The organism is Streptomyces sp. 7R007, from assembly GCF_054850255.1.
In genome coordinates, this window is sequence record NZ_JBTWMV010000002.1 from 345,852 (window position 1) to 369,559 (window position 23,708).

Below are 23,708 nucleotides of genomic sequence, written 5' to 3' on the forward strand. Positions count from 1 at the left end.
CGCTCACCCCTCGTCGGGCACGGTGTCCGGACGCGTGTAGGTGCGGCCCTTCCAGGCCGCCCCGCGTCCCCGGTAGTGCTGCACCGCCGAGTCGACCGTCATCAGCAGGTACAGGAACGCGGTGAACGGCAGCAGCGGGGCGAGCCACAGCGGCTGGCGGTAGTAGCGGAGCATCGGGACGTACGTCCCCGTCATCACCAGCCACGCCAGGCCCCCGAGGGCCGCCGCTGGCGCGTTCCCGGCGACCAGCCCCGCGACCAGCGCCAGGGGCGGCACCAGATAGACCAGGGCCAGCCCCGCGACCGTGCCGGCCAGCAGCAGCGGGTGGTGGCGCAACTGCGCGTACGCGCTGCGCGAGACCATCCGCCACAGGTCGTGCAGCCGCGGATACGGCCGCACGCTGTCCACCCGCTCGGCCAGCCCCAGCCAGATGTGCCCGCCGCCGCCCTTGACCGCGCGGGCGAGCGCCACGTCGTCGATCACCGCGTGCCGGATGGCGTCCGGGATGCGGGCCCGCTCGGCGGTCTGCGCGCGCAGCAGGACGCAGCCGCCCGCGGCGGCGGCCGTGCGCGCGTGCTTCCTGCCGATGCGGCGGAACGGATACAGCTGCGCGAAGAAGTAGACGAAGGCGGGCACCACCAGCCGCTCCCACAGGCTCTCCACCCTCAGCCGGGCCATCTGGGAGACCACGTCGAAACCGCCCGTGCGCGCGGCCGCGACCAGCTCCCGCAGGCTGTCGGGCGCGTGGGCGATGTCGGCGTCCGTCAGCAGAAGGTACTCGGGCCCCCGCGCGCGTGCCTGCGCGATGCCGTGCCGTACGGCCCACAGCTTGCCGGTCCAGCCGGCCGGGGGCTCGCCGGGGGAGGAGACGGTCAGGGGCAGCCCGCCGTGCCGCGCGGCCAGGTCGCGGGCCAGCTCCCCGGTGCCGTCCGTGCTGCCGTCGTCGACGAGGAAGATCTCCGCCCGCCCCGGATAGTCCTGCGCGAGCAGCGAGGGCAGGCTCGCGGGCAGGACGGCGGCCTCGTCGCGCGCGGGGACGACGACACAGACCGACGGCCACTCGCCGGGCGCGGCCCGGGGCGGCAGTCTGACGTCCGTACGCCAGAAGAAGCCCTGGCCGAGCAGCAGCCACAGCCAGGCGGCGAGGGATACGGCGGCGGTCCACGCGATGGCGCTCACCCGCGCAGTCTGCCCCATCGGCCGGGCCGCGCGGGCTCATCGTCTATCGTGGCCGGGTGAAGATCGCGCTCTTGGACTCCGGAATCGGTCTGCTGGCGGCGACCGCCGCGGTACGGCGTCTGCGACCCGACGCACATCTCGTGCTCTCCCTGGACCCCGACGGAATGCCCTGGGGCCCGCGCACCCCCAAGGACATCACCGGGCGCTCCCTGGCCCTGGCCGAGGCCGCCGCCGCGTACCGCCCCGACGCGCTGATCGTCGGCTGCAACACCGCGACCGTGCACGCCCTGCCCGCCCTGCGCGCCCGCCTGGAGCCCGCGCTGCCCGTCGTCGGGACCGTCCCCGCGATCAAGCCGGCCGCGGCCGGCGGCGGCCCCCTCGCGATCTGGGCCACGCCCGCCACCACCGGCAGCTCCTACCAGCGCAACCTCATCGCCGAGTTCGCCGGCGGAGTCGACGTCACCGAGGTGCCGTGCCACGGACTGGCCGAGGCCGTCGAGCACGCCGACGAGACGGCGATCGACGACGCCGTCGCCGCGGCCGCCGCGCTCACCCCCGACGGGGTGAGGACCGTCGTCCTGGGCTGCACCCATTACGAACTCGTCGCCGAGCGCATCCGCGCCGCCGTGCAGCGCCCCGGCTCCCCGCCGCTCGTGCTGCACTCCTCCGCGGGCGCCGTCGCCGCCCAGGCCCTGCGCCGCCTCGGTGAGCAGCCCGCCCCCGACGCCGCCGCCTCCGGCACCCTGACCGTGCTGCTGAACGGACGCGAGGCCGCACTGCCCGCACCCGCCCTCGCCTACGAGGAGGGCCGGCTGCTCCAGGCGGTCACCCCCGCCGGCTGACCCGCGGTCACCGTCCGCACGCCCTCGCGCTCGGGCCGTCCGGTCGGCCGAGTCACTCTCCGCGACCTGGTACCAGCACAGGGAAACCTGAGTAACCTCGTGTGTATGAGGGACCACCCCCACGGCAACAGCGCCAAGCACCCCGACGTCTGGACCGGACGCGCCACCAACCGGGTCCAGTGGCTGCCGGCGCTCGGCGGAGCGGCGTGCATGGCACTCGGCATCGAGCTGGCCGTCGACTCCGCGTGGACGTCCGGCGTCGCGCCGCTCGTCATGTCCGTCGTCGGCTGCATCGCCGCCGGGCTCCTGGTCCTGTTCGGCACCCTCGCCTTCGTGCACGTGGACCTCAAGCTCGACAGGGAGTCCCTGGAAGTGCGCTGCGGCCACATCGGCCTGCCCCGCCGCCGCATCCCCCTCTCGCATGTCGCCGGCGCCGAGTTCGACGCGCACGTCACCCCGCGCCAGTGGGGCGGCTGGGGCTACCGCTGGCGGCCCGAGAAGGGCACCGCCGTGGTGGTACGCCGTGGTGAGGGCGTGGTGCTGCGCCTGTGGGACGGGCACACGTTCACCATCACCGTGGACGACGCGGAGGCCGCCGTGCGGGTCATCCGGGACCGGCTGCGGCCGGGCGAGCCCGGCCCCGCGCACTGAATCCCCGGCGTCACCCCGTCACCGCGTGGGCGTCGTCCGTCTCCCGCTGGTGTCTGTCGTCGGTCAGCGGGCGTGCCGTCGCCATGCCGGCGAGCAGCCCCGCGCCCACCGAGACCGCGGTGAAGCTCAGCGCGTTGCCGACCGCGGCGATCCCCGCCAGCGCCGTCAGGGCCGCGCCCGCGGTCAGCGCGACCGGCGTGGGGCGCGGTGAGCGCCACAGGGTGTACAGCATCCAGCAGAACGCCAGCCCCAGCAGGACCACCCCGACGACGCCCTGTTCCGCGGCCTGCTGCAGCGGCGCCGAGTGCGGCTTGCCGTCGGACAGCAGCGTGCGGGTCGCCGTGCCGCTCAGCTCGCCGAAGCGCTCCGGCCCCACCCCGAGGGCGGCGTTGTCGCGTGCCAGGCGCAGGGCGTCCCGCCACAACTCGATCCGGTGCCGGGTCAGCTCGCCCTCCAGCGACTCGGCCAGCCCGCCCGGCACCGCGTTCCCGGCGACCGCCCAGGTCAGACCGGTCATGACGGTCGCGCTCAGCACCAGGCCCACGATGCCGAGGCCGCGATGGCGCATCCGGCCGGCCGCCAGGGCGCACAGCAGCACGGCCGTGCAGGCCACGAACCCCGTGGTCGAGCCCACCAGGGCCGCGGTGACCGTGATGGCCGCCGCCAGCGCGCCGAGGGCGAAGCGCAGGGCGGGGGCGCCGGCGGCCCAGGCGGCGCAGCACGCGGCACCCGCCGACAGCGTGAGCACGGCGGCGGTGGCACCGGTGTGCCCGAGCGGTTCGACGATCTGGGGGCCGGGCGCGAGCTGCGGTACGGCGACCGTGAGCCCGACCCCGGCCAGCGCCCCGGCGGCGGGCGCGGCGACCGGCAGCAGCGCCCCGCAGATCCGGCCGGCCGCGTAACCGGCGGCCACGGCCAGCACCGCGAGCAGCACACCCTCGGGGCGGCCGTCGTGCACCCCCGCCGTGATCAGCGACCAGGCGGCACAGGCACCGAGCACCACCACGCCCGCGGCATCAGAAACGTTTCGTCTCTCGCCGTCCTCCCCAGGACCGGCCACAGACGTCACCCCCGTGGAACGCACTCCGCCCCCCGACGTCGTACACCTCGCGCCACCCGGCCGTGATCGGCCGACGACCAAGGCTGCGGCAACCGTAACGGCTGAGGGACGTTTTGTGGATGAGTTGGACCGAGATGCGCAGGAACGGTGCGGCGGCTGTGGCCCGTGCCGCCCCGCGGACCGCGCTGTCCGCGCCAAGGTCACCCGCCGTACACTCCCGGAGTGACCGTCACCGCAACATCCGTGGACCAGTCGGACGAACTGCGTCCGCCGGGCGCGCCGGCCTCGCGCGCCGCGCGGCTCGTCCGCCTCGTCCCGGCCCTCGTCGCCGCGCTCAGCGGAGTGCTGCTCTACGTCAGTTTCCCGCCGCGCACCCTGTGGTGGCTGGCCCTGCCCGCCTTCGCCGGCTTCGGCTGGGTGCTGCGGGGACGCGGCTGGAAGGCGGCCCTGGGCCTGGGCTACCTCTTCGGCCTCGGCTTCCTGCTCCCGCTGCTGGTGTGGACCGGCGTCGAGGTGGGCTCGGTGCCGTGGCTGGCGCTGGCGTCGATCGAGGCGGTCTTCATCGCCCTGGTCGGCGCGGGGGTCGCCGCGGTGTCCAGACTGCCGGCGTGGCCGGTGTGGGCGGCGGCGGTGTGGATCGCGGGAGAGGCGGCACGCGCGCGTGTGCCGTTCGGCGGCTTCCCCTGGGGCAAGATCGCGTTCGGCCAGGCCGACGGTGTCTTCCTGCCGCTCGCCGCGGTGGGCGGCACACCGGTGCTCGGCTTCGGGGTCGTCCTGTGCGGCTTCGGCCTGTACGAGGCCGTGCGCCTGGTCGTCGAGGGACGCCGCACCCGGGCCGTGCGGCGGTCGGCGGCGGCAGCGGCGCTGCTCAGCGTCGCCGTGCCGGTCGTCGGCGCGGTGGCCGCCCGCACGCTCGTCAGCGACAAGGCCGAGGACGGCTATGCCACCGTCGCGGTCATCCAGGGCAACGTGCCCCGCTCCGGGCTGGAGTTCAACGCCCAGCGGCGGGCCGTGCTCGACTACCACGCGCGCGAGACGGAACGCCTGGCCGCCGAGATCAAGGCGGGCAGGACCCCCAAGCCCGACTTCGTGCTCTGGCCGGAGAACTCCTCCGACGTCGACCCCTTCGCCAACGCCGACGCGCGGGCCGTCATCGACGGCGCCGCCAAGGCGGTCGGGGTGCCCATCTCGGTCGGCGGCGTCGTCGAGCGCGACGGCAGGCTCTACAACGAGCAGATCCTGTGGGACCCGGTGAAGGGACCCACCCAGACCTACGACAAGCGCCAGATCCAGCCGTTCGGCGAGTACCTGCCGCTGCGCTCGCTCATCGGCGCGATCAACAGCGACTGGACCTCGATGGTCCGCCAGGACTTCAGCCGGGGCACCAAGCCGGGCGTGTTCACCATGGGCCACGCCAAGGTCGGGCTCGTCACCTGCTACGAGGCTGCCTTCGACTGGGCGGTGCGCTCCGAGGTCACCGACGGCGCGCAGCTGATCTCCGTACCGAGCAACAACGCGACCTTCGACCGCAGCGAGATGACCTACCAGCAGCTCGCCATGTCCCGCGTGCGCGCCGTCGAGCACAGCCGGACGGTCACCGTGCCGGTCACCAGCGGCGTCAGCGCGATCATCATGCCGGATGGGAGGATCACGCAGAAGACCGGCATGTTCGTGGCCGACCACCTGGTGCAGAAGGTGCCGCTGCGCTCCTCCGAGACGCCGGCCACCAAGCTCGGCGTCCTCCCGGAGATCGCCCTGGTGCTGGTCGCCGCCGGCGGTCTGGGCTGGGCGATCGGGGCCGGTCTGCGCGGGCGACGCGCCGGCGGCGCGTAGCCGTACGGCGGGAGAACCACGGCGGCGGGGCGCGGGCGGCCGGTTAGGGTCGGCCCATGGCTACTCCTGACTTCATCCGCGACCTGCGCACCTCCATCGGACATCAGCTGCTGTGGCTCCCCGGCGTCAGCGTCGTCGTCTTCGACGACCAGGGCAGAGTGCTGCTCAACCGCCGGTCCGACTCGGGAAAGTGGTCGCTGATCGGGGGCATCCCGGAGCCGGGGGAGCAGCCGGCGGCCTGTGCCGTGCGCGAGGTCCACGAGGAGACCGGGGTGCACTGCGTGGTCGAGCGGGTGATCGTCGTCCAGGCGCTCAAGCCCGTCACCTACGACAACGGTGACACCTGCCAGTACATGGACATCTCCCTGCTGTGCCGCGCCGTCGGCGGCGAGGCGCGGGTCAACGACGACGAGTCGCTGGAGGTGGGGTGGTTCGAGGTGGACGCCCTGCCGGAGCTGAACGAGTTCGCCCTGCTGCGGATCAAGCAGGCCATGTCGGACGCACCCACATGGTTCGACCCCACGACTTCCGGCTGAAGTATGGGGTGTCACCACATGTGGCGGGACGGGCGGCCTGCTTAGGGTCGAGCCATGACCCCGCCCAGCGCATCGCACGCCCCCCACACCCCGCCGCCCCTCGACCTCGGCGGCCGCACCGCCCTCGTCACCGGTGCCGCCGGCGGCATCGGCCGCGCCTGCGCGCTGCGGCTGGCCGCCGCCGGGGCCAAGGTCAGAGCGGTCGACCGGGACGCGGCCGGCCTGGAAGCGCTCGCCGAGCAGGCCCGGGGGCTCACGGGCGGCATCGAGGTCCAGGTCCTCGACCTCACCGACCTCGACGCGGCCGAACAGGCCGCCGCCGGCACCGACGTGCTGGTCAACAACGCCGGACTCCAACTGGTGCGCCCCATCGAGGAGTTCCCGCCCGAGGTGTTCCACACCGTGCTCACCGTGATGCTGGAGGCACCGTTCCGGCTCATCCGCGGCGCCCTGCCGCACATGTACGGGCAGGGCTGGGGCCGCATCGTCAATGTGTCCTCCGTCCATGGTCTGCGCGCCTCCGCCTACAAGGCGGCCTATGTGGCCGCCAAACACGGCCTGGAGGGCCTGTCCAAGACCGCCGCCCTCGAAGGCGCCCCCCACGGCGTCACCTCGAACTGTGTGAACCCCGGCTATGTGCGCACCCCCCTGGTCGAGAAGCAGCTCGCCGACCAGGCGCGGGCGCACGGCATCCCCGAGGAACGCGTCCTGACGGAGGTGATGCTGCAGGACAGCGCCGTCAAACGACTGGTCGAGCCGGAGGAGGTCGCCGAGGCCGTGGCCTACCTGTGCGGGCCGCAGGCCTCCTTCGTCACCGGCACGTCGCTGGTCCTCGACGGTGGCTGGACCGCGCACTGAGCCGGCCCGGACCGGCGGCCCGGGGACTTTTCCACAGGGCTGACCGGCCGGTGGCGCGATGAGGAATCCTGTGAGCATGTCCAGCGATCACGTGCAGTCCGCAGAGCGCCCGGCCGCCCAGGCCGAGGCGCCGTTCCTGGAGCTGCTGGCCCGGGGCGCCTCGGCCGAGACGTACGAGCAGCCGGTGCTGCTGGCCCGCGCCGAGGGGCAGCCCGCCGAGCGGATCGCCGCGCTCGAACGGGCCAAGCTGCTCGCGCTGCGGGTGCGCGCGGAGCTGGAGGGCCGCCGCCGGCGCGAGGCCGAGCTGTCCGCCCTGTTCGAGACCGCCCACGACCTCGCGGGCCTGCGTGACGTGGACGCCGTGCTGCAGGCGATCGTGCAGCGCGCCCGCTCCCTGCTCGGCACGGACGTCGCCTACCTCAGCCTGAACGACCCGGCGCACGGCGACACCTACATGCGGGTGACCGAGGGCTCGGTCGCGGCCCGCTTCCAGCAGCTGCGGCTCGGGATGGGGGAGGGGCTCGGCGGACTGGTGGCCCAGACGGCCCGTCCCTACGTCACCGACGACTACTTCAAGGACGACCGCTTCCAGCACACCCTCACCATCGACACCGCCGTGCGGGACGAGGGGCTGGTCGCCATCCTCGGCGTGCCGCTGATGCTGGGCCACCACGTCATCGGCGTCCTGTTCGCCGCCGACCGGCGGGCCCGGGTCTTCGAGCGGGAGCAGATCGCGCTGCTCGGCTCGTTCGCGGCGCTGGCCGCGGCCGCCATCGACACCGCCAACCTCCTCACCGAGACCCGCTCGGCCCTCGCCGACCTGGAGCGGGCCAACGAGATCATCCGGGACCGCAGCGCCGTCATCGAGCGCGCCTCCGACGTCCACGACCGGCTCGCCGAGCTCGTCCTGCGCGGCGGCGGGGTGCACGACGTGGCCGCCGCCGTCTCCCAGGTCCTCGACGGCACCGTCGAGTTCACCGAGGCCGACGCCACCCCGGCCGACGCCCTGGAAGCCTCCCGCGCGGAGGGACACGCCGTCCGCCACCAGAACGACTGGATCGCCGCCGTGACGGCCGGCGGCGAGCTGCTCGGCGCGCTCATCCTGCGCGGCCACCCCGGCCTCGACCCCGTCGACCAGCTCACCCTGGAGCGCGCCGCGATGGTCACCTCCCTGCTGCTGCTGGCCCGGCGCACGGCCGCCGAGGCCGAACAGCGCGTCCGCGGCGAGCTGCTGGACGACCTCCTCGACGCCCGCGACCGCGACCCGCGCCTGCTGCGCGACCGCGCCTTCCGGCTGCACGCCGACCTCGACGCCACCCACACCGTCCTGGCCGCCCGCCTCGACGGCCCCGCCGCCGACGCCGACCAGGAGGCGGACGCCCGCCGGCGCCTGTGGTCCGCCGCCTCCCACCTCGCCGCCACCCGGCACGGCCTGGCCGCCGCCCGCGACGGCGGCACGGTCCTGCTGCTGCCGCTGGCCCCCTCCGACACCGCCACCGACCTCGCCCGCCGCACCGCCCGCGACCTGGGCACGGCCGTCCACGAGGCGGTCACCGTCGGCGCCTCCGCACCCGTCGCGGACCTGGCCAACCGCCCCGACAGCGTCGCCGCCGCCTATGAGGAGGCCCGGCGCTGCCTGGACGCCCTGCGGCTGCTCGGCCGCTCCGGCGACGGGGCCGCGGCCGAGGACTTCGGCTTCCTCGGGCTGCTGCTCGCCGGCGAGCGGGACATCGCCGGCTTCGTCGAGCGCACCATCGGCCCGGTCGTCGCCTACGACCGGCGCCGCGGCACTGATCTGGTGCACACCCTCGACGCCTACTTCGCCTGCGGGATGAGCCCCGCCCGCACCAAGGACCAGCTGCACGTCCACGTCAACACGGTCGCCCAGCGCCTGGAGCGCGTCGCCCGCCTCCTGGGCGACGACTGGCAGGACCCGGCGCGCACGCTGGAGATCCAACTCGCCCTGCGGCTGCACCGGTTGTCCGGCCGGCACTGAGGCCCCCGCGCGCCGGGGCGCACGGGGGCCGGTCACCGTCGGCTCACACGGTGCGGGCGTCCGCCGCCCGCGCCGCCGCCGGCGCGCCCTCGGCCGACGGCTCGACGTCCGCCAGGTCGCGGTGGCGCGTCTCGCGGGCTGCGCCCACGGCGATCAGCGTCAGGACGGCCGCGCCGATGACGTACAGGGCGATCGGGGTGGAGCTGTCGTAGTCGGACAGCAGCGCCGTGGCGATCAGCGGGGCGGGGGCGCCCGCGGCGACCGAGGCGAACTGGGCGCCGATGGAGGCGCCGGAGTAGCGCATCCGGGTTGCGAACATCTCCGAGAAGAAGGCCGCCTGCGGCGCGTACATCGCCCCGTGCAGCACCAGGCCCACGGTCACGGCGAGGATCAGGTTGCCGAAGCCGCCGGTGTCGATGAGCGCGAAGAACGGGAACATCCACAGACCGACACCGGCCGCGCCCAGCAGGTAGACGGGACGCCGGCCGATCCGGTCCGACAGCGCGCCCCAGGCCGGGATGACCGCGAAGTGCACGGCCGAGGCGATCAGCACCGCGTTGAGGGCGGTCTGCTTGGAGACACCGGCCGAGGTGGTGGCGTAGACGAGGATGAACGCGGTGATGACGTAGTAGCTGATGTTCTCCGCCATGCGCGCGCCCATCGCCACCAGCACGTCCCGCCAGTGGTGGCGCAGCACGGAGACGAGGGGCAGCTTCTCGGCCTCGGCCGCACGGTCGGCCTTGCGGGCCTCGGCCCGCGCCAGCGCCTCCTTGAAGACGGGCGACTCGTCGACGGACAGACGGATCCAGAGGCCGACGGCGACCAGCACCCCGGAGAGCAGGAACGGTATCCGCCAGCCCCAGGAGCCGAAGGCGTGGTCCGACAGGACGGCCGTCAGCAGCGACAGCACACCGGTGGCGAGCAACTGCCCCGCGGGCGCGCCGGTCTGCGGCCAGGAGGCCCAGAAGCCGCGCCGCCGCGCGTCGCCGTGCTCGGACACCAGCAACACCGCGCCGCCCCACTCGCCGCCGAGCGCGAAGCCCTGCACCAGGCGCAGGGTGGTCAGCAGCACGGGGGCGGCCGTGCCGACCGTCGCGTGCGTGGGCAGCAGGCCGATCGCGAAGGTGGCCCCGCCCATCAGCAGCAGGCTCAGCACCAGCAGCTTCTTGCGGCCGATCCGGTCGCCGTAGTGCCCGAAGACCAGGGCGCCGAGCGGCCGGGCGGCGAACCCGACGGCGTAGGTGAGGAACGACAGCAGCGTGCCGACGAGCGGGTCGGAGTCCGGGAAGAACAGCTTGTTGAACACGAGCGCCGCGGCGGAGCCGTAGAGGAAGAAGTCGTACCACTCGATGGTGGTGCCGATGAGGCTGGCGGCGACGATGCGCTTGAGGTTGCCGGGCGTCGGGGGAGTGGATGCTGCTGCGGAGGCCATGTTCGCCACTTCCTCGTGTGCGATGGGGACGGGTACGTGTCGGCATACCGTAGAAACACGCAGGTCAGGCGCACATGTGGTGGGCCTACATAGTTCGGGGCGCGGCTATGCGTCGGACCACCATGCCCGCTCGTGGACGGGCGGCTGAGAGGGTGGGAGACGGAGGAAATCAGTGTCGTCCGGGAAGCGTAGGTGGGGGTGCTTTGGTGATGGCGTGCCGACTCCCGGGCTGCCTTGGTGCTGACTACGCTCCGTAGAACTCGGGCATCGGAGGCGGATCGGGCCCAGAGCTGCGCTGCATGAGGGCAAGCCCCGAATCGCCCGAGACGCATCGAGGCAGGCCGGCTGCTTGCCGTTGCAGCCGGTGGGCGCGGGCGCAACGGACGGCAGGGGCCGGCTGGTCAACGGTATTGGCGCAGGCTCAGGTCAGTCCGCCAGCTACGGCGGCCGGGCGGCCCGGGGCAGCGGGGCGCCGCGGCGGAGGTGGACCACCGCCGCGGCCATCAGCAGGGCGAGGCATGTCCCGGCGGCCACGCCCAGCGGCATCCAGGTCAGACCCGCCAGCGGTCCGGCGGCCCCGGGCACTTCCAGCGCGCCGACGACGCGATAGAGCCGTACCGGCATGCCCAGATGGCCGCCGCCTGGCGCGTGAACGGCACCGCGGCGAGCGCTGTTGTCATGCGGTGGTCCTGCCCTTGCGGCGCTCCTCGCCCAGGCGGGCGTAGTAGTCGATGAGGTCGGGGGCGTCCACCGCGGCCGGATGGACGACCTGCTCGACCGGGGCGCCCTGGAGCAGGCGCTTGATCGGGACCTCCAGCTTCTTGCCGGTGCGGGTGTGCGGGATGCCCGGCACTTCGAGGATCTCGTCGGGAACGTGGCGGGGTGAGGCGCCGGTGCGGACGGCGTCGCGGATCTTCTCGCGCAGGGTGTCGTCCAGGGTCACCCCGGCGGTCGGCACCACGAACAGCGGCATCCAGTAGCCGCCGTCGGGTTCCTCCGCGCCGATGACCAGGGCCTCGGCGATCTCGGGGAGGCGTTCGACGACGTCGTGGATGTCGGCGCTGCCCAGCCGGACGCCGTTGCGGTTGAGCGTGGAGTCGGAGCGGCCGTGGACGATGACCGAGCCGTGGCCGGTGAGGGTGATCCAGTCGCCGTGTCGCCACACGCCGGGGTAGGGGGAGAAGTAGGCGTCGCGGTAGCGGGTGCCGTCGGGGTCGTTCCAGAAGGACAGCGGCATCGACGGCATGGGGCGGGTGACGACCAGTTCGCCGACCTGGTCCACCACCGGGAAGCCTTCGCTGTCGTACGCGGCCAGCGCCACGCCCAGGTGCGGTGCGGACAACTCCCCGGCCCACACCGGGGTGTTGGGAGCGCTGCCGGCGAAGCCGGAGACGACGTCGGTGCCGCCGCTGATGGAGGCCAGCAGCACGTGGTCGCCGACGTGGTCGCGGACCCAGGGATAGGCGGAGGCCGGCAGGGCGGAGCCGGTGCAGCCGACCACGCGGATCGAGGACAGGTCGTGGACGGAAGGGTCGATGCCGAACTTGGCCATGCCCAGCAGGTATTGGGGGCTGGTGCCGAAGACGGTCACCTGGTGGCGGGCGGCCAGCTTCCACAGGAGGTCGGGTTCGGCGAGGGGTGCCGGGCTGCCGTCGTAGGTGCAGGTCGTAGCGCCGGTCAGCAAGGTGGAGGCGAGCAGGTTCCACATCATCCAGTGGGTGGTGGTGTACCACAGGAGGCGGTCGCCGGGGCCGAGGTCGGAGTGCAGGCTCAGGGTTTTGAGGTGTTCCAGCAGGACGCCGCCGTGGCCGTGGACGATGCCCTTGGGCAGGCCGGTGGTGCCGGAGGAGAACACGACCCACAGCGGGTGGTCGAAGGGGACCGGCACGCAGGTGAGTGACTCGGTGCGGGTGGAGGCGTCCTCCCAGGGGAGGACCAGGCAGGGGTAGGGCTGCGAGGGCCAGGGCAGGCCCACGTGGTCCACCAGCATCGTCGCCTTCAACGTCGGCAGGGCGTGGGCGAGTTCGAGGGTGGCGTCGCGGCGGTCGTGGGTGGTGGCGTTGAAGAGGTAGCCGTCGGCGGCGATCAGGACGGTGGGTTCGAGCTGGACGAAGCGGTCGGCGGCGGCTTTGGGCGCGTAGTCCTGTCCGCACACCGACCACACGGCGCCCAGGCTCGCGGTGGCCAGGAACGCGACGATGGCGTGCGGGGTGTTGGGCAGATAGCCGACGACCCGGTCGCCCTGGCCGACGCCCAGGTCGCGCAAGGTCGCGGCGACGGAGGCGACCTCGGCGCGCAGCCGCCCGCCGGTCACCTCGTACCCGGCGCCTGTCTCGTCGAGGGCGATGATCGCCACGTCGTCGTCGGCGAGGTTACGAAGGGCGTGGTGGGCGTAGTTGAGGGTGGCGCCGGGAAACCAGCGGGCACCCGGCATCCGCTCCTCCGCCAGGACCTGCTCGTAGGGGGTGTCTGCGTCGATGTCGAAGTACTCCCACACCGCCGCCCAGAAGCCCTCCAGGTCGGTGACCGACCACTGGTGCAGGGCGGCGTAGTCGTCCGGGTCGATGCCCTGGAGCCGGGCGAAGTCCGCGATGCGACTGGCGGTCGCCGTCTGCGGATCGGGGGTGAAGAAGGGCGTGCTCATCGCGTCGTACTCCTCAACAGGCTTCGGGAGGCCGTCCGTGCGGCGGGAACAGGGCTTCGGGTGGTGTGCAGCAGGGAGGCCCAGGCGGCGGTCGACGTGAAGTCACGGCCGCCCGACGGGACGACATCCATCACCACGCGATCGGGCCGCAGCAGGACCGCTTCCGCGTGTCCGGCACGCAGCCAGGCGGCCAGGGTGCCGTCGTCGGCGAGACCGGTCACGGACATCGCGTGTACGCCGAGGCCGTGGGCGAGCGCGGTCAGGGAGGGGCCGGGGTCGCCGGCGGTCAGGACGGCGAAGGAGTCGCCGAGCAACTCGTCGAGGCGGATACGCCGTCCGCCGACGCTCACCCACGGCTGCGGGCAGTGCGTGCCCACCAGCCCCCGGCGGACTCCGCGCCGTACCAGCGGTCCGGCGGTGAGGGACGGGCTGAGATCGCGGCCGGCCAGTTCGGTCAGGCCGGGTATGCGGCAGGCCGCGGCCAGGAGCCGGCGGCGGAGCGCGGCGGCGCCGTCCTGGCCGCCGGTCATGGCCCAGCCCATCGCGACCGCGAGGCGGATGACATGCCGGGCGTGTGGCTTGCGTTCGCTCTCATAGGTGTTCAACAGCCGTTCGTCGCCGCCTTGTCGGAGGACGCGGGCGAGTTTCCAGGTGAGGTTGTAGGCGTCGCGCAGGCCCGCGCACAGGCCCTGTCCGATGAACGGCGGGGTGAGGTGGGCGGCGTCGCCGAGGAGGAAGACCCGTCCGCTGCGCCATCGGTCTGCGACGCGGGCCCGGAAGGTGTACTGCGTCTGGCGGACGATCTCGAAGTCCCCGTCGTACGAGGGGGGAAGCCACGGGGCGATCAGCTCGCGGACCGGCTCCCGCCCGTCCCGGAGCCGGAACTCCCAGCGGTAGCGGTCCTCGCCCACCCGCATGAAGGTCCCCGGCCGGTGCGGATCGCAGACCTGGTCGACGCCCTCCCAGCAGCGGACGTCGGCCGTCGTGCGGACGTCGATGACGCTCCAGCGTTCCTCGAAGTGCAGGTCCTCCCAGAGGCCGCCGATGGCTTCGCGGGTGAGGCTGCCCGCGCCGTCGCAGCCGAGGACCGCGTCGGCCCACAGCTCGTGCTCGCGATCGTCGTCGCGGTAGGTGACGCGTACGGGGCCGGTGGTGTCCGGGCCGATGCCGGTGACCTCCACGCCGCCGCGCAGTTCGCACTCCGGGCGCCGGGCCAGGGCGTCGCGCAGCACGCGTTCCAGCTCGGGCTGGTCGAACATGCTGGTCTGCGGGTAGCCGTGCAGGCCGTGTCCGGTGCGGCGGAACTCGGCCATCACCCGGTGCCGGGAATCCAGCAGCCGCAGCCCGTTGGCCGGGCGGGAGATGGCGGTGAACTCCTCCTCCACGCCCGCGGCTTGGAGGATGCGGCGCACCTCGTCGTCGGTGGCGACGGCGCGTGGCAGGGGGTAGACATCCCGGTGGCGTTCGAGGACGACACTGCGGATTCCGCGCCGGGCCAGGAGGAGGGCGGCGGTCACGCCCACCGGTCCGGCGCCGACGATCACGACGGGCACCCGTACGGCTTCATCGACGGTCATGTGCGGCTCACCCCGGGTGTCAGTGCGCGGCCGTGACGGGCGTGCGTTGCTCGCCGAGGTCGATGCGGCCGTCGGGGGTCGAGATCGTCGCCGTGATCACGTCTCCCGGGTTCAGGTAGTGCGGGTTCTTCGCCTGGCTCTTGAAGAACGCCTTCCACTTCACCGCGGGCGGCAGCAGCGCGCCGATCTTCTCCACCGGCTTCGGCGGGGCCTTCAGGGCCGTGCCGCCGGGGGTCCCGGTGAGCAGCAGGTCGCCGGGGTCGAGGGTCTGGAAGCGGGCCAGCAGAGTGAGCGCCTGGGCCGGGCGGACGATCATGTCGGCGAGGGTGCGGTCCTGACGCAGCTCGCCGTTGACGCTCAGCTTCAGCCGCAGGTCCAGGAGATGGGGGAAGTCCTCCGGCTCCAGCAACGACAGGTACGGCCCGGTCGGGGTGAAGGTGGGGTACGACTTGCTCTCGTAGAACTGCGTCTTGGTCAGCTGTATCTCACGGGCGCTGACGTCGTTGGTGATCACCAGTCCGGCGACGTAGGAGGGCAGGTCCCGCTCCTCGACGAGGGTGCCGACGGGCAGGGACGCGCCCATGACGAGGCCCAACTCGATCTCGTAGTCGAGGAACTTCACGTGCGCCGGGCGCACGACGGCCTCGCCGGGGCCGCTGACCGAGCCGGACGCCTTGCGGAAGAAGGCGGGCGGGATGTCGCCGGTGAAGCCCGAATCGCGGGCGTGGCTGCGGTAGTTGACCATCTGAGCGACCACCCGGCAGGGCGTGGTGACCGGCGAGAGCGCGACCAGGTCGGCCACGGGCGTGCCCGGCTCGCCGGAGGCGGCGGCCTCCCGGACGGCGTCCCGGTCGGCGATCAGTTCGGCGGTGGTGGCGGCCTTGGTGGCGACGGGGACGGCGCGTTCGCCTCGAACGACCCACCAGCCGTCGGCGGTGCGCAGGACATTCGTGCTCATGTCAGTGCCTTCGTGAGGGGATTCAGGTGCGGGGGTTCAGGAGTTGACGGCCTTGAGCAGGCCGAGGAGTCGTGCCGGGTCCATTTCGTTGTCGCCGCGCAGGGCCTCGATGACGTCGCGCAGTCGCTGCGGGGAGGGGCTGGCGCCGAGGAAGTCGCGGGTGGCGGGCGGGCCCCACTGGGCGAGGCCGCTGGTCGACATGGGCGCCCAGCCGGGCTCGACGTCGCAGGAGAACAGGTCGCCGTCGGCGAAGTGCTCCAGCATGAAGCGGTCGGGGTCGCGCCAGTAGTCGAACAGCTGGCTGCCCTGGATGTGCCGGCCGATGCCCCAACTGCGCTGGTATCCCCGCTCCTTGAGGTACTCGCCACCGGCGGCGATGGAGTCGAGGTCGGTGACCTGGTAGGCGGAGTGGACGTACCCCGTGCCCGGCCCCAGGTGCATCGCGAGGGTGTGGTGATCGGCCGGCACGCTGCCCAGGTCGCAGCGGATGAACGCCATCGTCGGACCCCGGTCGCGCTGCCCGTCGAGGAACAGGAAGTCGGACACGATCATGCCGAGCGTGTCCAGGTACCAGTCCAGGGCGCGGGCGAACACGCGGGTCTCCAGCACCACGTGGCCCAGGCGCTGGATGCGGGACGGCTCGCGCGGCGGGCGCTGCGTGGCGTTCGTACGACGGTGACGTGTGCCGAAGTTGAGCAGCAGCGGCTGCTGTTCCGGCAGCGCGGGGAGTTGCTCGCCGCAGTGCACCACCCGCACCGGGAAGCCCGAGGGGTCGAGCAGGTCGACCACCGTGCCACCACCCGGAACGTCGGCCTCGCGCACGTCCCTGCCGGTCGCCCGGGCCAGCCGGTCCAGGTCGGCCCGCTCCGCTGCGCGGAACGCCGGGCCGATGAAGCGCGAGGTCCGCCCGCGCCGGATCACCATGCAGGGCGTACCGGCGAAGGTGCCGCGCAGCCACAGCTCCCGCTCGGTGCGGGCGGCGACGGCGAACCCGAAGTCGCGGGCGAAGACCTCGGCCCGGTCCAGGTCGGGCTTTTCGAACTCCAGCCAGGCCAGGTCGGCCACCTTGATCACGGGGTTCCGGGAGCGGCCGGGGTGTTCGCCGCGCAGGGCGCCCTGCGCGCTGTGGAGGTCCTGGTGGGCCGTGATGACGCCGACCCCGTCGACGCGGGTTTCAGACATGGTGCCCTCCGAGCAACATCGCCGTAATGAGGAAATCATCAAGTGTGACAGTTCTGTCGTCAAGGTGTTCGCCGCAGGAAATGATGAATTCATCAGGACTGCGATCTGTGTGCGGTGACCGTTAGACTTCTGCGCATGTCTACGTCAGCCCCGCCCAGCAACCGGTTCGAGCGACGTCGCGCCGAGACCCGGAAGGCACTCATCCGTGCGGCCCGGCAGATTCTGGCCGAGACCGGGGACACCAGCGCGAGCATCCAGGCGATCGCCGAACGCGCGGACGTGGGCTTCGGCTCCTTCTACAACCACTTCGAGTCCAAGACGGAGCTGTTCGAAGCGGCCGTGGTGGACGCCATGGAGGAGTACGGCCAGGAATTCGACGAGCGTCTGACGGGGATCGACGACCCGGCGGAGTTGCTCGCGGCCGGCTTCCGGCTCAGCGCCCGCATGGCCGACTCCCACCCGGAGCTGATGCAGGTCCTGCGCCGCCGCGGCCTTGCGCACATCCACTCCGAGAACGGACTGGCCCGACGGGCGCTGCGTGATCTCCAGGTCGGGATCGCCTCCGGCCGCTTCACCCCCGTCGACCCCGTGGTCGCCCTGTCCGCGCTGGGCGGAACCCTGCTGTCCCTGGTGGAGCTGCGGTTCGCCCGCCCCGAGGTGGACGGCGACGAGGCCGCCATCAACCTCGCCGAGATGGTCCTGCGGATGCTGGGCCTGCCCGCGGACGACGCCCACGAGATCGCCCGACGCCCCTTGCCTGACGCCAGCTGACCTCACGCGGACGACGAGTCCGGGCGGAACGTGACCGAGCGGCCTGTGAAGCGGGCGCCGATTCCGTCCTCGCTGGTGGTGACCGACCGCAGACGGAGCCGATCGGGCACGTTCCGCAGCGGAACGGGCTCGCCCAGGGCCTGGTCGAGCAGTGATTTCAGCGGAGGGAGCAGTTCACCCTGCTCCGCGCGTACGTCCCCGAAGGCGATGCGGTTGCCGCCGGCCGCCGGGACGGCCGCGCTCACGGTCACGTCGCCGACGAGCGGCAGACTCGCGGTCGCGTCGTCCCGGCCGGACCCGTCCCCCTGTGACACCCGCACGCCCAGCGCGCTCGACACGTCCGCGTACGACAGGAACGCGGTCGCTGTGACGCCGTCCGCGTGAGCCTCGTCGGCGCTCCCCGACGTCTTCAGCCCGTCCATCCCGACCGTCAGCTTCGTCACCGGGAGGGGTCGGGTGCTGCCGTGGGCCGGAATCTCGTGGGCGGTCAGGTCGACATGGTCCAGGCTGCCCGCAGCCAGTTGGTTCAGTACGGGAAAGCCCCTGACGTGCACCGACTGCCGCTCGGCGGTTCCCACGCCGTCCTGGAACGCCTTGGCCGTACGGCTCTCCACGCGAACAGCGGCGATCCGGTCGACCGCGACTGCGCCGGCCAGCACGGCCACCAGGGACACAGCGGCGATGATCATGCGCCGCCTGGTCCGGGTCGGGGGGCTCGCGTACACGGAGCCGTCGCCGTAGGGCCACGTCGCCCGCGTGCCGGACAAGCCCGTGAAGGCACGCCGCGGCGCTGTCTGCGGCCACGCCCATCGCGATCAGGGCGGTGGTCGCGGTGCCGGTGCCGTCGTCGCCCCAGACCCCACTGTTCACGCAGTCCAGAAGCCCTAGCAGACACCCCTCCAGGGCCCGGGGCAGGACGAGCGGGGGACGCCGGTCTGGAAGGCGCCCTGCCGTTGCCCCCGGCCGATGATCGCCTCCGCCATGTCCCGCGCGGGAGCCAGGACTTCTGCCAGCCGATCGGCCCCGAGGTCCTGGGGAGCGAGGCGGAGCAGGATGCGGTAGCGGTCTCCGACAGGCCGCAGGGCGAGGACGAAGCGCGCCGGCTCCGTGACGGCAACCGCCACCGGTGCGCGCGGGACCGCGAGCGCCTGCCGCAAGGCCCACGTGGCCTCCTCCACCAGCCCCTCCACCAGTGCGGCCCGGCTGTTGAAGTGGCCGTAGACCGTACGGCGCACCACCCCTGCCGCCTCGGCGATGTCACCGAGGCTCGCGTCGGGGTCACGGTCGCGTTCCTGCCGGGCCGCCTCCAGGGTGCGGGTGCGCGTGAGCAGGGTGCGGCTGCGTTCGGCGGCGGCTGTCACGTGTGCGTGGATCACGTCGAACCTCCGGTCGACGGGGGAGGGCGACTCGATAGTTGCACATCGACGAGCAATAAACTAGCCTGCACATCAGTGAGCAATTAATTGCTCTCGATGCCGGGCCTCCTCGTGGCCCCGCGTGCACCGATCCCGTCGATTCCGCACCCCCGAAGCCTGCGCTTCCCTCCTGCCGAGGAGCCTGACGATGCCGCTCTTTCCGAACACACCCGTCGAGAAGATGACCGAGCCCTATCCCCGCCGCTGGTGGGCCCTGCTGGTCCTGTGCCTGAGCCTGCTGATCGTGGTCATGGCGAACACGTCACTGGTCGTGGCCGCCCCGGACATGACCAAGGACCTGGGGCTGTCCAGCAGTGACCTGCAGTGGGTCATCGACGGCTACACCGTCCCCTACGCCGCGCTGATGCTCGTGCTCGGCGCGATCGGCGACAAGTACAGCCGCCGCGGCGCCCTCGTCCTCGGCCTGCTGATCTTCGCCGGAGGTTCGGTGATGGGCGGCCTGGTCGACGAGACGAACCTCGTCATCACCGCCCGCGCGATCATGGGCGTGGGTGCCGCCGTCGTCATGCCGGCCACCCTCTCCTTGCTGGTCGCGATCTTCCCGCGCGCCGAGCGCGCCAGGGCCGTCACCGCCTGGTCGGCGACCTCCGGCCTCGCCATCGCCGCCGGTCCGCTGGCCGCCGGCTGGCTGTTGGAGGACCACGCCTGGGGCTCCACCTTCCTGATGAACGTCCCCGTCGCCGTCCTCGGCGTCGTCGGCGCGCTGCTGCTGGTGCCGCCGTCGAAGGCGGAGGGCATGGGCCGCATCGACTACGTCGGCGGTCTGCTGTCGATCGTGTCGGTCGGCTCCCTGGTCTACGCGACCATCGAGGGCCCGCACTTCGGCTGGGGCGCCGGCCCGATCACCGCGGCCGTCGTCGCCGGCGTGGGCCTGCCGGCCTTCGTCGCCTGGGAGCTGAGGCACCCCAACCCCATGCTCAACGTGCGCAAGTTCACCGAGCGTCCCTTCAGCGGCTCCATGATGGCGGTGCTGTTCTTCTTCTTCGGCACCTTCGGCTCGATCTACTACTCCACCCAGTTCCTGCAGTTCGTCCTCGGCTACGACGCCCTGGAGACCGGCATCCGCCTGCTGCCGCTGGCCGGTGCGGTGTTCGTCGGCGCCGCGGTCACCGGCAAGCTGGCTCCGAAGCTGGGCGTGAAGCTGGTCGTGGGCACCGGCATGGTGATCGGCACTGCGGGCGTCTTCCTGCTCACGCAGGTCGAGTCGGGCTCGACCTACACCGACTTCCTGGCGCCCCTGCTGCTGCTCGGGTTCGCCATCGGCCTGAGCCTGTCCCCGGCCACCGACACCATCATGGGCTCCTTCCCCGAGGACGAGCTGGGCGTCGGCGGCGGCGCCAACGACACCGCGCTGGAACTGGGTGGCGCCCTGGGCATCGCCATCCTCGGCTCGCTGCTGGCCACCTCCTACAAGGACAAGCTGACCGACCTGGTCGGCGGCCACCTCCCGGCCGAGGCCATGGACACCGCCAAGGACTCCGTCGGCGGCGGCATCGCGGTCGCCGAGCAGGTCGCCAAGAACCCCCAGGGCGGCGCCGAGCAGGCCCAGACCCTGCTCGGAGCGGTCCACGAGTCCTTCGCCCACGCCATCGCCCACACCAGCCTCATCGGCGGCATCATCATGGCCGCCGGCACCCTGATCGTCATCGCCGTCCTGCCCGGCCGCAAGCACACCACCCAGCACGGTGAGGCAGAAGCGACGCCGGCCACCGAGAAGCAGACCGAGACCGTGGACGCCGGCTGAGCCACACGCGTCCCCCGAGAACGGGCCGTGCCTTGAGCGGCGCACGGCCGTTGGCGGCGGCCAGGGTCTCGACGGCGGGCGGAAGCGGACGTCCGACGCGGGTGAGGACCTTGGCGGCCACGCGGGCGGCCGCGCCGGTGAACTGCAACCAGCACCACTCCATGGCCATCGCCAAGGGGCCGCACACCTCCCTGCACCGCATCTCCTTCGAGATGCGCGGCATCGACGAGTGCATGCGCGGCACCGGCCGACTGCTGCGCGCCGGGTGCACGAGGTCTGGGGCCCCGGCCGCCACTGCGCGGCCGACCAGTGGGGCACGGCCAACCCCATGAACGGACTGGTCGCCAAGGAGTTCTTCAACGCCCCCGACCGCGGCTGCTTCATCGCTCCGCCGGTCTGATCCTCCCTACTCCGGGGCGCGGCGATGCCCCGCTCATGGCCCTGGTGCCCGCCGCGCCCCCGGCCCGGCCCCTTGGAGCCCCCATGCGCTTCGCCACGTACGCGTATCAGGGCCGCCGCCACTGCGGCGTGAGGGACGGTGCCGCCATACGTCCCTTCACCGACGGCATGACGCTGCTCGACCTGATCTGCTCCGGCCTCCCGCGAGCGGCAACCGACCTCGCCCCGGTCGAACGAGGTGTCGTACCACTCGATGGCGGTGCCGACGAGGCCGGCGGCGACGATGCACTTGAGGTTGCCGAACGGCTCAGGACACGGCCCCGCCGTGTGCCGCGCGCCAGGCGGCGGGGGGCAGGGCGGCCTGACGCCGGAAGAAGGTGGTGAAGTTGCCGACGTCCCGGAAACCGAGGCGGTGGGCGCAGGCGGCGACCGGCAGGTCGGTGTGGGCGAGCAGTCTCCTGGCCTCCAGCAGGATGCGCTGGTCGAGGAAGGTCTTGGCGCCGATGCCGGCGGCGGCACGGGTCGCCCGCGTGAGGGTGCGCACGTCGTATCCCAGGGCCCGCGCGTAGTCGGCGACCTGGTGCCAGTCGGTGAAGTGGTCCTCGACGGCGGCCCGGTAGGCGCGGAACACCTGCGTGGACCGGTCGCCGGCCGGGGCGGCGTCGGCCGGGGCCGGTGTGTCGGGCAGGGCCCGCAGGAGCAGGGCGGCCAGCAGGTGGGAGAGCAGGGCGGCGGACGCCAGGCGCGGTGTGGTGGCCGCCGCGTCGTGCTCGCGGGCGAGGTGCCCGGCCGCGAGCAGGGCGAGGTCCCGCTGCTGCGGGCCGAGGTGCCAGCAGGCGGGGGCGGTGGCCTCGGCTTCCGTGAAGCCGGGCAGGAAGCCGGGCCGGAAGAGGACCAGAGGGCCGTCGCAGGCGTCGACGTCGCTCCAGCGGTGCACCATGCCGGGCCGGATCCACACCGCGCTTCCCTCCGTCAGCCGGTAGCGGTGGAAGTCCGCCTCGTGGCCGCCGGTGCCGGACGCGACCAGGGCGAGGACGTGGAAGTCGGGGCGCTGCGGCCGGACCCGGTGGCGCTCGGTGTCCATGGCGCGCAGTGCGTTGAAGTCGAGGACCTCCACGCCGTACGGCGATCCGACGGCGGGCAGGTAGCGCAGCTGCCGTACCGCGGCGTGTCCGTTTTCCACAACAGCCGGGTCTCTTTTCACCGGGGGACCGACCTGCCTCCTCATACCGTCGAACGTGCGCCTGGCCAGCATGCCAGGTCATTCGACGAAAGGCGTGATCATGACGGAAACCACAATCCGGGTGCCCGTGGCGGGCGGGGTCCTGGACGCGCGTGTCGGCGGCCGGAGCGGCCCGGCGCTGGTGTTCGCCCACTACTGGGGCGGCTCCGCCGACACCTGGAACGGCGTGCTCGGCCACCTGCCGCCCGAGCAGGCGACGGTCCGCTTCGACCAGCGCGGCTGGGGCACCTCGCGGGCGCTGCCCGGGCCCTACCACCTCGACCAGCTGGCCGACGACCTGGCCCGCGTGGCCGAAGCGTGCGCGTTGGGGCCGTATGTGCTGGTGGGGCACTCGATGGGCGGCAAGGCGAGCCAGCTCGTCGCGGCCCGCAGGCCCGCCGGACTGGTCGGCCTGGTGCTCGTCGCGCCCGCGCCGCCGCGGCCGCCCGCCACGGTGACCGAGGAGTACCGCCAGGGCCTGTCCCACGCGTACGACTCGCCCGAGACGGTCGCCCACGCCCTCGACCACGTCCTGACCGCTACGCCGCTGCCCGAAGCCGTCCGCGCGACGGTGCTGCGGGACAGCCTCGCCTCCGGCGCCGAGGCCCGGCGGGAGTGGCCGTTGCGCGGCATCGCCCACGACATCACGGACGCCGTACGCGCCATCGACGTACCCGTGACCGTGCTGGCCGCGGAGCACGACGTGGTCGAACCGCCGTCCGTCCTGCGCGAGCACCTCCTGCCGCATCTCCCGCGGGCGACCCTGACCACGGTCCCGGCGGCCGGCCACCTCCTGCCCGCGGAAGCCCCCGAAGCCGTCGCCAAGGCCCTGCGGGACCTCCTCGCGCACCCCCGGACCTGACATCCCGCACCCCCGGACCTGACATCCGCGCATGGCGTGCGCCCCTCGGGTAACCCGCACCCCATGACGGAGCACGACCACAACCCCGAGTCCGACATCAGCAAGGCCGAGGAGGAACGCGCGGCGGCGCGGCCGTTCGACTACCCCTATCCGGAACGGCGGTCCAACGTGCGCGCGACCCGGCACATCTCCCGCGAGGAGGCGGACGCCGACAGCGTGCCCGGTGTGCCCGGCGGCTACGGGACCACCGGCGGCGGCCAGCCCAGCCGCACCGGCAGCGGCCCCGACGAGGCCGACCCCGACCAGCACTGACCCCCCACCGGGAACGAGAGGAGTCGTCATGACCGTGCCCGAGGAGAACCGGCCCAAGACGGAGACCACGGACGACGTCCTGGCCGAGCGGCAGGCCGCCGAGAACACCTCGCAGGGAGGGACGGGACGCACCGTCCGCGAGGCGATGGAGGAAGCCGGCGTGAGCCCCGAGGACTTCGAGGAGAAGTGACCCGGGGGACGGCGTCTTGGGACT

Annotated in this window: 22 protein-coding genes and 1 pseudogene; 12 read left to right on the forward strand and 11 right to left on the reverse strand. The window is 73.0% G+C overall.

Annotated elements, in window-relative coordinates; all coding sequences use genetic code 11:
• Nucleotides 1-3 precede the first annotated feature (3 nt).
• The gene (locus ACYF6T_RS04860) at nt 4-1,197 is read right to left on the reverse strand and encodes a glycosyltransferase (protein ID WP_461693657.1); all 1,194 of its coding nucleotides are present in this window, start codon (nt 1,195-1,197) and stop codon (nt 4-6) included.
• 38 nt (nt 1,198-1,235) lie between these two features.
• Here ACYF6T_RS04860 and ACYF6T_RS04865 point away from each other — a divergent pair, with 38 nt between their 5' ends.
• Together ACYF6T_RS04865 and ACYF6T_RS04870 are read left to right on the forward strand one after the other, a co-directional pair.
• On the forward strand, nt 1,236-2,021 hold the full coding sequence (locus ACYF6T_RS04865) for a glutamate racemase (RefSeq protein WP_461693658.1): 786 nt from the start codon (nt 1,236-1,238) through the stop codon (nt 2,019-2,021).
• A gap of 105 nt (nt 2,022-2,126) precedes the next feature.
• The gene (locus ACYF6T_RS04870; protein WP_461693659.1) at nt 2,127-2,672 is read left to right on the forward strand and encodes a hypothetical protein; all 546 of its coding nucleotides are present in this window, start codon (nt 2,127-2,129) and stop codon (nt 2,670-2,672) included.
• 10 nt (nt 2,673-2,682) lie between these two features.
• On the opposite strand, the gene ACYF6T_RS04875 is transcribed toward ACYF6T_RS04870, so the two are convergent.
• Nucleotides 2,683-3,732 (reverse strand): O-antigen ligase family protein, encoded by a 1,050-nt coding sequence (locus ACYF6T_RS04875; protein ID WP_461693661.1) that lies wholly within the window; start codon nt 3,730-3,732, stop codon nt 2,683-2,685.
• 222 nt (nt 3,733-3,954) lie between these two features.
• Between ACYF6T_RS04875 and lnt the strand changes: the two genes are divergently transcribed.
• The 4 genes from lnt to ACYF6T_RS04895 all read left to right on the forward strand — a co-directional run bounded on the left by lnt (nt 3,955) and on the right by ACYF6T_RS04895 (nt 8,955).
• Nucleotides 3,955-5,565 (forward strand): apolipoprotein N-acyltransferase, encoded by a 1,611-nt coding sequence (gene lnt / locus ACYF6T_RS04880; RefSeq protein ID WP_461693663.1) that lies wholly within the window; start codon nt 3,955-3,957, stop codon nt 5,563-5,565.
• Nucleotides 5,566-5,621: 56 nt separating this feature from the next.
• Entirely contained in the window at nt 5,622-6,101 is a 480-nt protein-coding gene (locus ACYF6T_RS04885) for an NUDIX hydrolase (RefSeq protein ID WP_461693664.1), read from the forward strand.
• A gap of 54 nt (nt 6,102-6,155) precedes the next feature.
• Nucleotides 6,156-6,959 carry a 3-hydroxybutyrate dehydrogenase gene (locus tag ACYF6T_RS04890; RefSeq protein ID WP_461693665.1) on the forward strand — a complete coding sequence of 268 codons (804 nt, stop codon included), beginning with the start codon at nt 6,156-6,158 and terminating at the stop codon, nt 6,957-6,959.
• A gap of 76 nt (nt 6,960-7,035) precedes the next feature.
• Nucleotides 7,036-8,955, forward strand: coding sequence for a helix-turn-helix domain-containing protein (locus tag ACYF6T_RS04895; RefSeq protein ID WP_461693666.1), 1,920 nt, complete (start codon nt 7,036-7,038; stop codon nt 8,953-8,955).
• A gap of 43 nt (nt 8,956-8,998) precedes the next feature.
• On the opposite strand, the gene ACYF6T_RS04900 is transcribed toward ACYF6T_RS04895, so the two are convergent.
• The 6 genes from ACYF6T_RS04900 to ACYF6T_RS04925 form a co-directional block, all read right to left on the reverse strand.
• Complete coding sequence (locus tag ACYF6T_RS04900; RefSeq protein ID WP_461693668.1) at nt 8,999-10,387, reverse strand: MFS transporter; 1,389 nt, start codon at nt 10,385-10,387, stop codon at nt 8,999-9,001.
• Between the two features lie 438 nt (nt 10,388-10,825).
• Nucleotides 10,826-11,011: a DoxX family protein gene (locus ACYF6T_RS04905; protein ID WP_461693669.1), complete on the reverse strand. Its 186-nt coding sequence runs from the start codon at nt 11,009-11,011 to the stop codon at nt 10,826-10,828.
• A gap of 52 nt (nt 11,012-11,063) precedes the next feature.
• Nucleotides 11,064-13,031, reverse strand: a complete 1,968-nt coding sequence (locus tag ACYF6T_RS04910) for an acetoacetate--CoA ligase (RefSeq protein WP_461693670.1) — start codon at nt 13,029-13,031, stop codon at nt 11,064-11,066.
• Entirely contained in the window at nt 13,028-14,608 is a 1,581-nt protein-coding gene (gene mhpA, locus ACYF6T_RS04915) for a bifunctional 3-(3-hydroxy-phenyl)propionate/3-hydroxycinnamic acid hydroxylase MhpA (RefSeq protein ID WP_461693671.1), read from the reverse strand. The genes ACYF6T_RS04910 and mhpA overlap by 4 nt, the downstream gene beginning before the upstream one ends.
• 19 nt (nt 14,609-14,627) lie before the next feature.
• Nucleotides 14,628-15,566: a fumarylacetoacetate hydrolase family protein gene (locus ACYF6T_RS04920; RefSeq protein WP_461693672.1), complete on the reverse strand. Its 939-nt coding sequence runs from the start codon at nt 15,564-15,566 to the stop codon at nt 14,628-14,630.
• Nucleotides 15,567-15,602: 36 nt separating this feature from the next.
• Nucleotides 15,603-16,748, reverse strand: a complete 1,146-nt coding sequence (locus tag ACYF6T_RS04925; protein ID WP_461693673.1) for a VOC family protein — start codon at nt 16,746-16,748, stop codon at nt 15,603-15,605.
• 135 nt (nt 16,749-16,883) lie between these two features.
• On the opposite strand from ACYF6T_RS04925, the gene ACYF6T_RS04930 reads away from it, so the two are divergent.
• Complete coding sequence (locus tag ACYF6T_RS04930) at nt 16,884-17,519, forward strand: TetR/AcrR family transcriptional regulator (protein WP_461693675.1); 636 nt, start codon at nt 16,884-16,886, stop codon at nt 17,517-17,519.
• A 2-nt stretch (nt 17,520-17,521) separates the two neighbouring features.
• Here the strand turns inward: ACYF6T_RS04930 and ACYF6T_RS04935 are convergent, their stop codons facing one another.
• Both ACYF6T_RS04935 and ACYF6T_RS04940 read right to left on the reverse strand, forming a co-directional pair.
• Nucleotides 17,522-18,208, reverse strand: coding sequence for an LmeA family phospholipid-binding protein (locus ACYF6T_RS04935; protein ID WP_461693677.1), 687 nt, complete (start codon nt 18,206-18,208; stop codon nt 17,522-17,524).
• Nucleotides 18,209-18,403: 195 nt separating this feature from the next.
• Nucleotides 18,404-18,895: a TetR/AcrR family transcriptional regulator gene (locus ACYF6T_RS04940; protein ID WP_461693679.1), complete on the reverse strand. Its 492-nt coding sequence runs from the start codon at nt 18,893-18,895 to the stop codon at nt 18,404-18,406.
• 187 nt (nt 18,896-19,082) lie between these two features.
• On the opposite strand from ACYF6T_RS04940, the gene ACYF6T_RS04945 reads away from it, so the two are divergent.
• Together ACYF6T_RS04945 and ACYF6T_RS04950 are read left to right on the forward strand one after the other, a co-directional pair.
• Complete coding sequence (locus ACYF6T_RS04945; protein WP_461693681.1) at nt 19,083-20,699, forward strand: MFS transporter; 1,617 nt, start codon at nt 19,083-19,085, stop codon at nt 20,697-20,699.
• A 146-nt stretch (nt 20,700-20,845) separates the two neighbouring features.
• A pseudogene (locus ACYF6T_RS04950) lies at nt 20,846-21,099 on the forward strand (VOC family protein); the annotation flags it as partial.
• Nucleotides 21,100-21,405: 306 nt separating this feature from the next.
• On the opposite strand, the gene ACYF6T_RS04955 reads toward ACYF6T_RS04950, so the two are convergent.
• Complete coding sequence (locus ACYF6T_RS04955) at nt 21,406-22,281, reverse strand: AraC family transcriptional regulator (RefSeq protein WP_461693683.1); 876 nt, start codon at nt 22,279-22,281, stop codon at nt 21,406-21,408.
• Between the two features lie 100 nt (nt 22,282-22,381).
• Between ACYF6T_RS04955 and ACYF6T_RS04960 the strand changes: the two genes are divergently transcribed.
• The 3 genes from ACYF6T_RS04960 to ACYF6T_RS04970 all read left to right on the forward strand — a co-directional run bounded on the left by ACYF6T_RS04960 (nt 22,382) and on the right by ACYF6T_RS04970 (nt 23,684).
• A complete protein-coding gene (locus tag ACYF6T_RS04960; protein WP_461693684.1) occupies nt 22,382-23,182 on the forward strand; it encodes an alpha/beta fold hydrolase in 801 nt (266 codons plus the stop codon).
• 63 nt (nt 23,183-23,245) lie between these two features.
• Complete coding sequence (locus tag ACYF6T_RS04965) at nt 23,246-23,494, forward strand: hypothetical protein (RefSeq protein WP_461693685.1); 249 nt, start codon at nt 23,246-23,248, stop codon at nt 23,492-23,494.
• 28 nt (nt 23,495-23,522) lie between these two features.
• A complete protein-coding gene (locus tag ACYF6T_RS04970; RefSeq protein WP_461693687.1) occupies nt 23,523-23,684 on the forward strand; it encodes a hypothetical protein in 162 nt (53 codons plus the stop codon).
• The last annotated feature ends 24 nt before the right edge of the window (nt 23,685-23,708 follow it).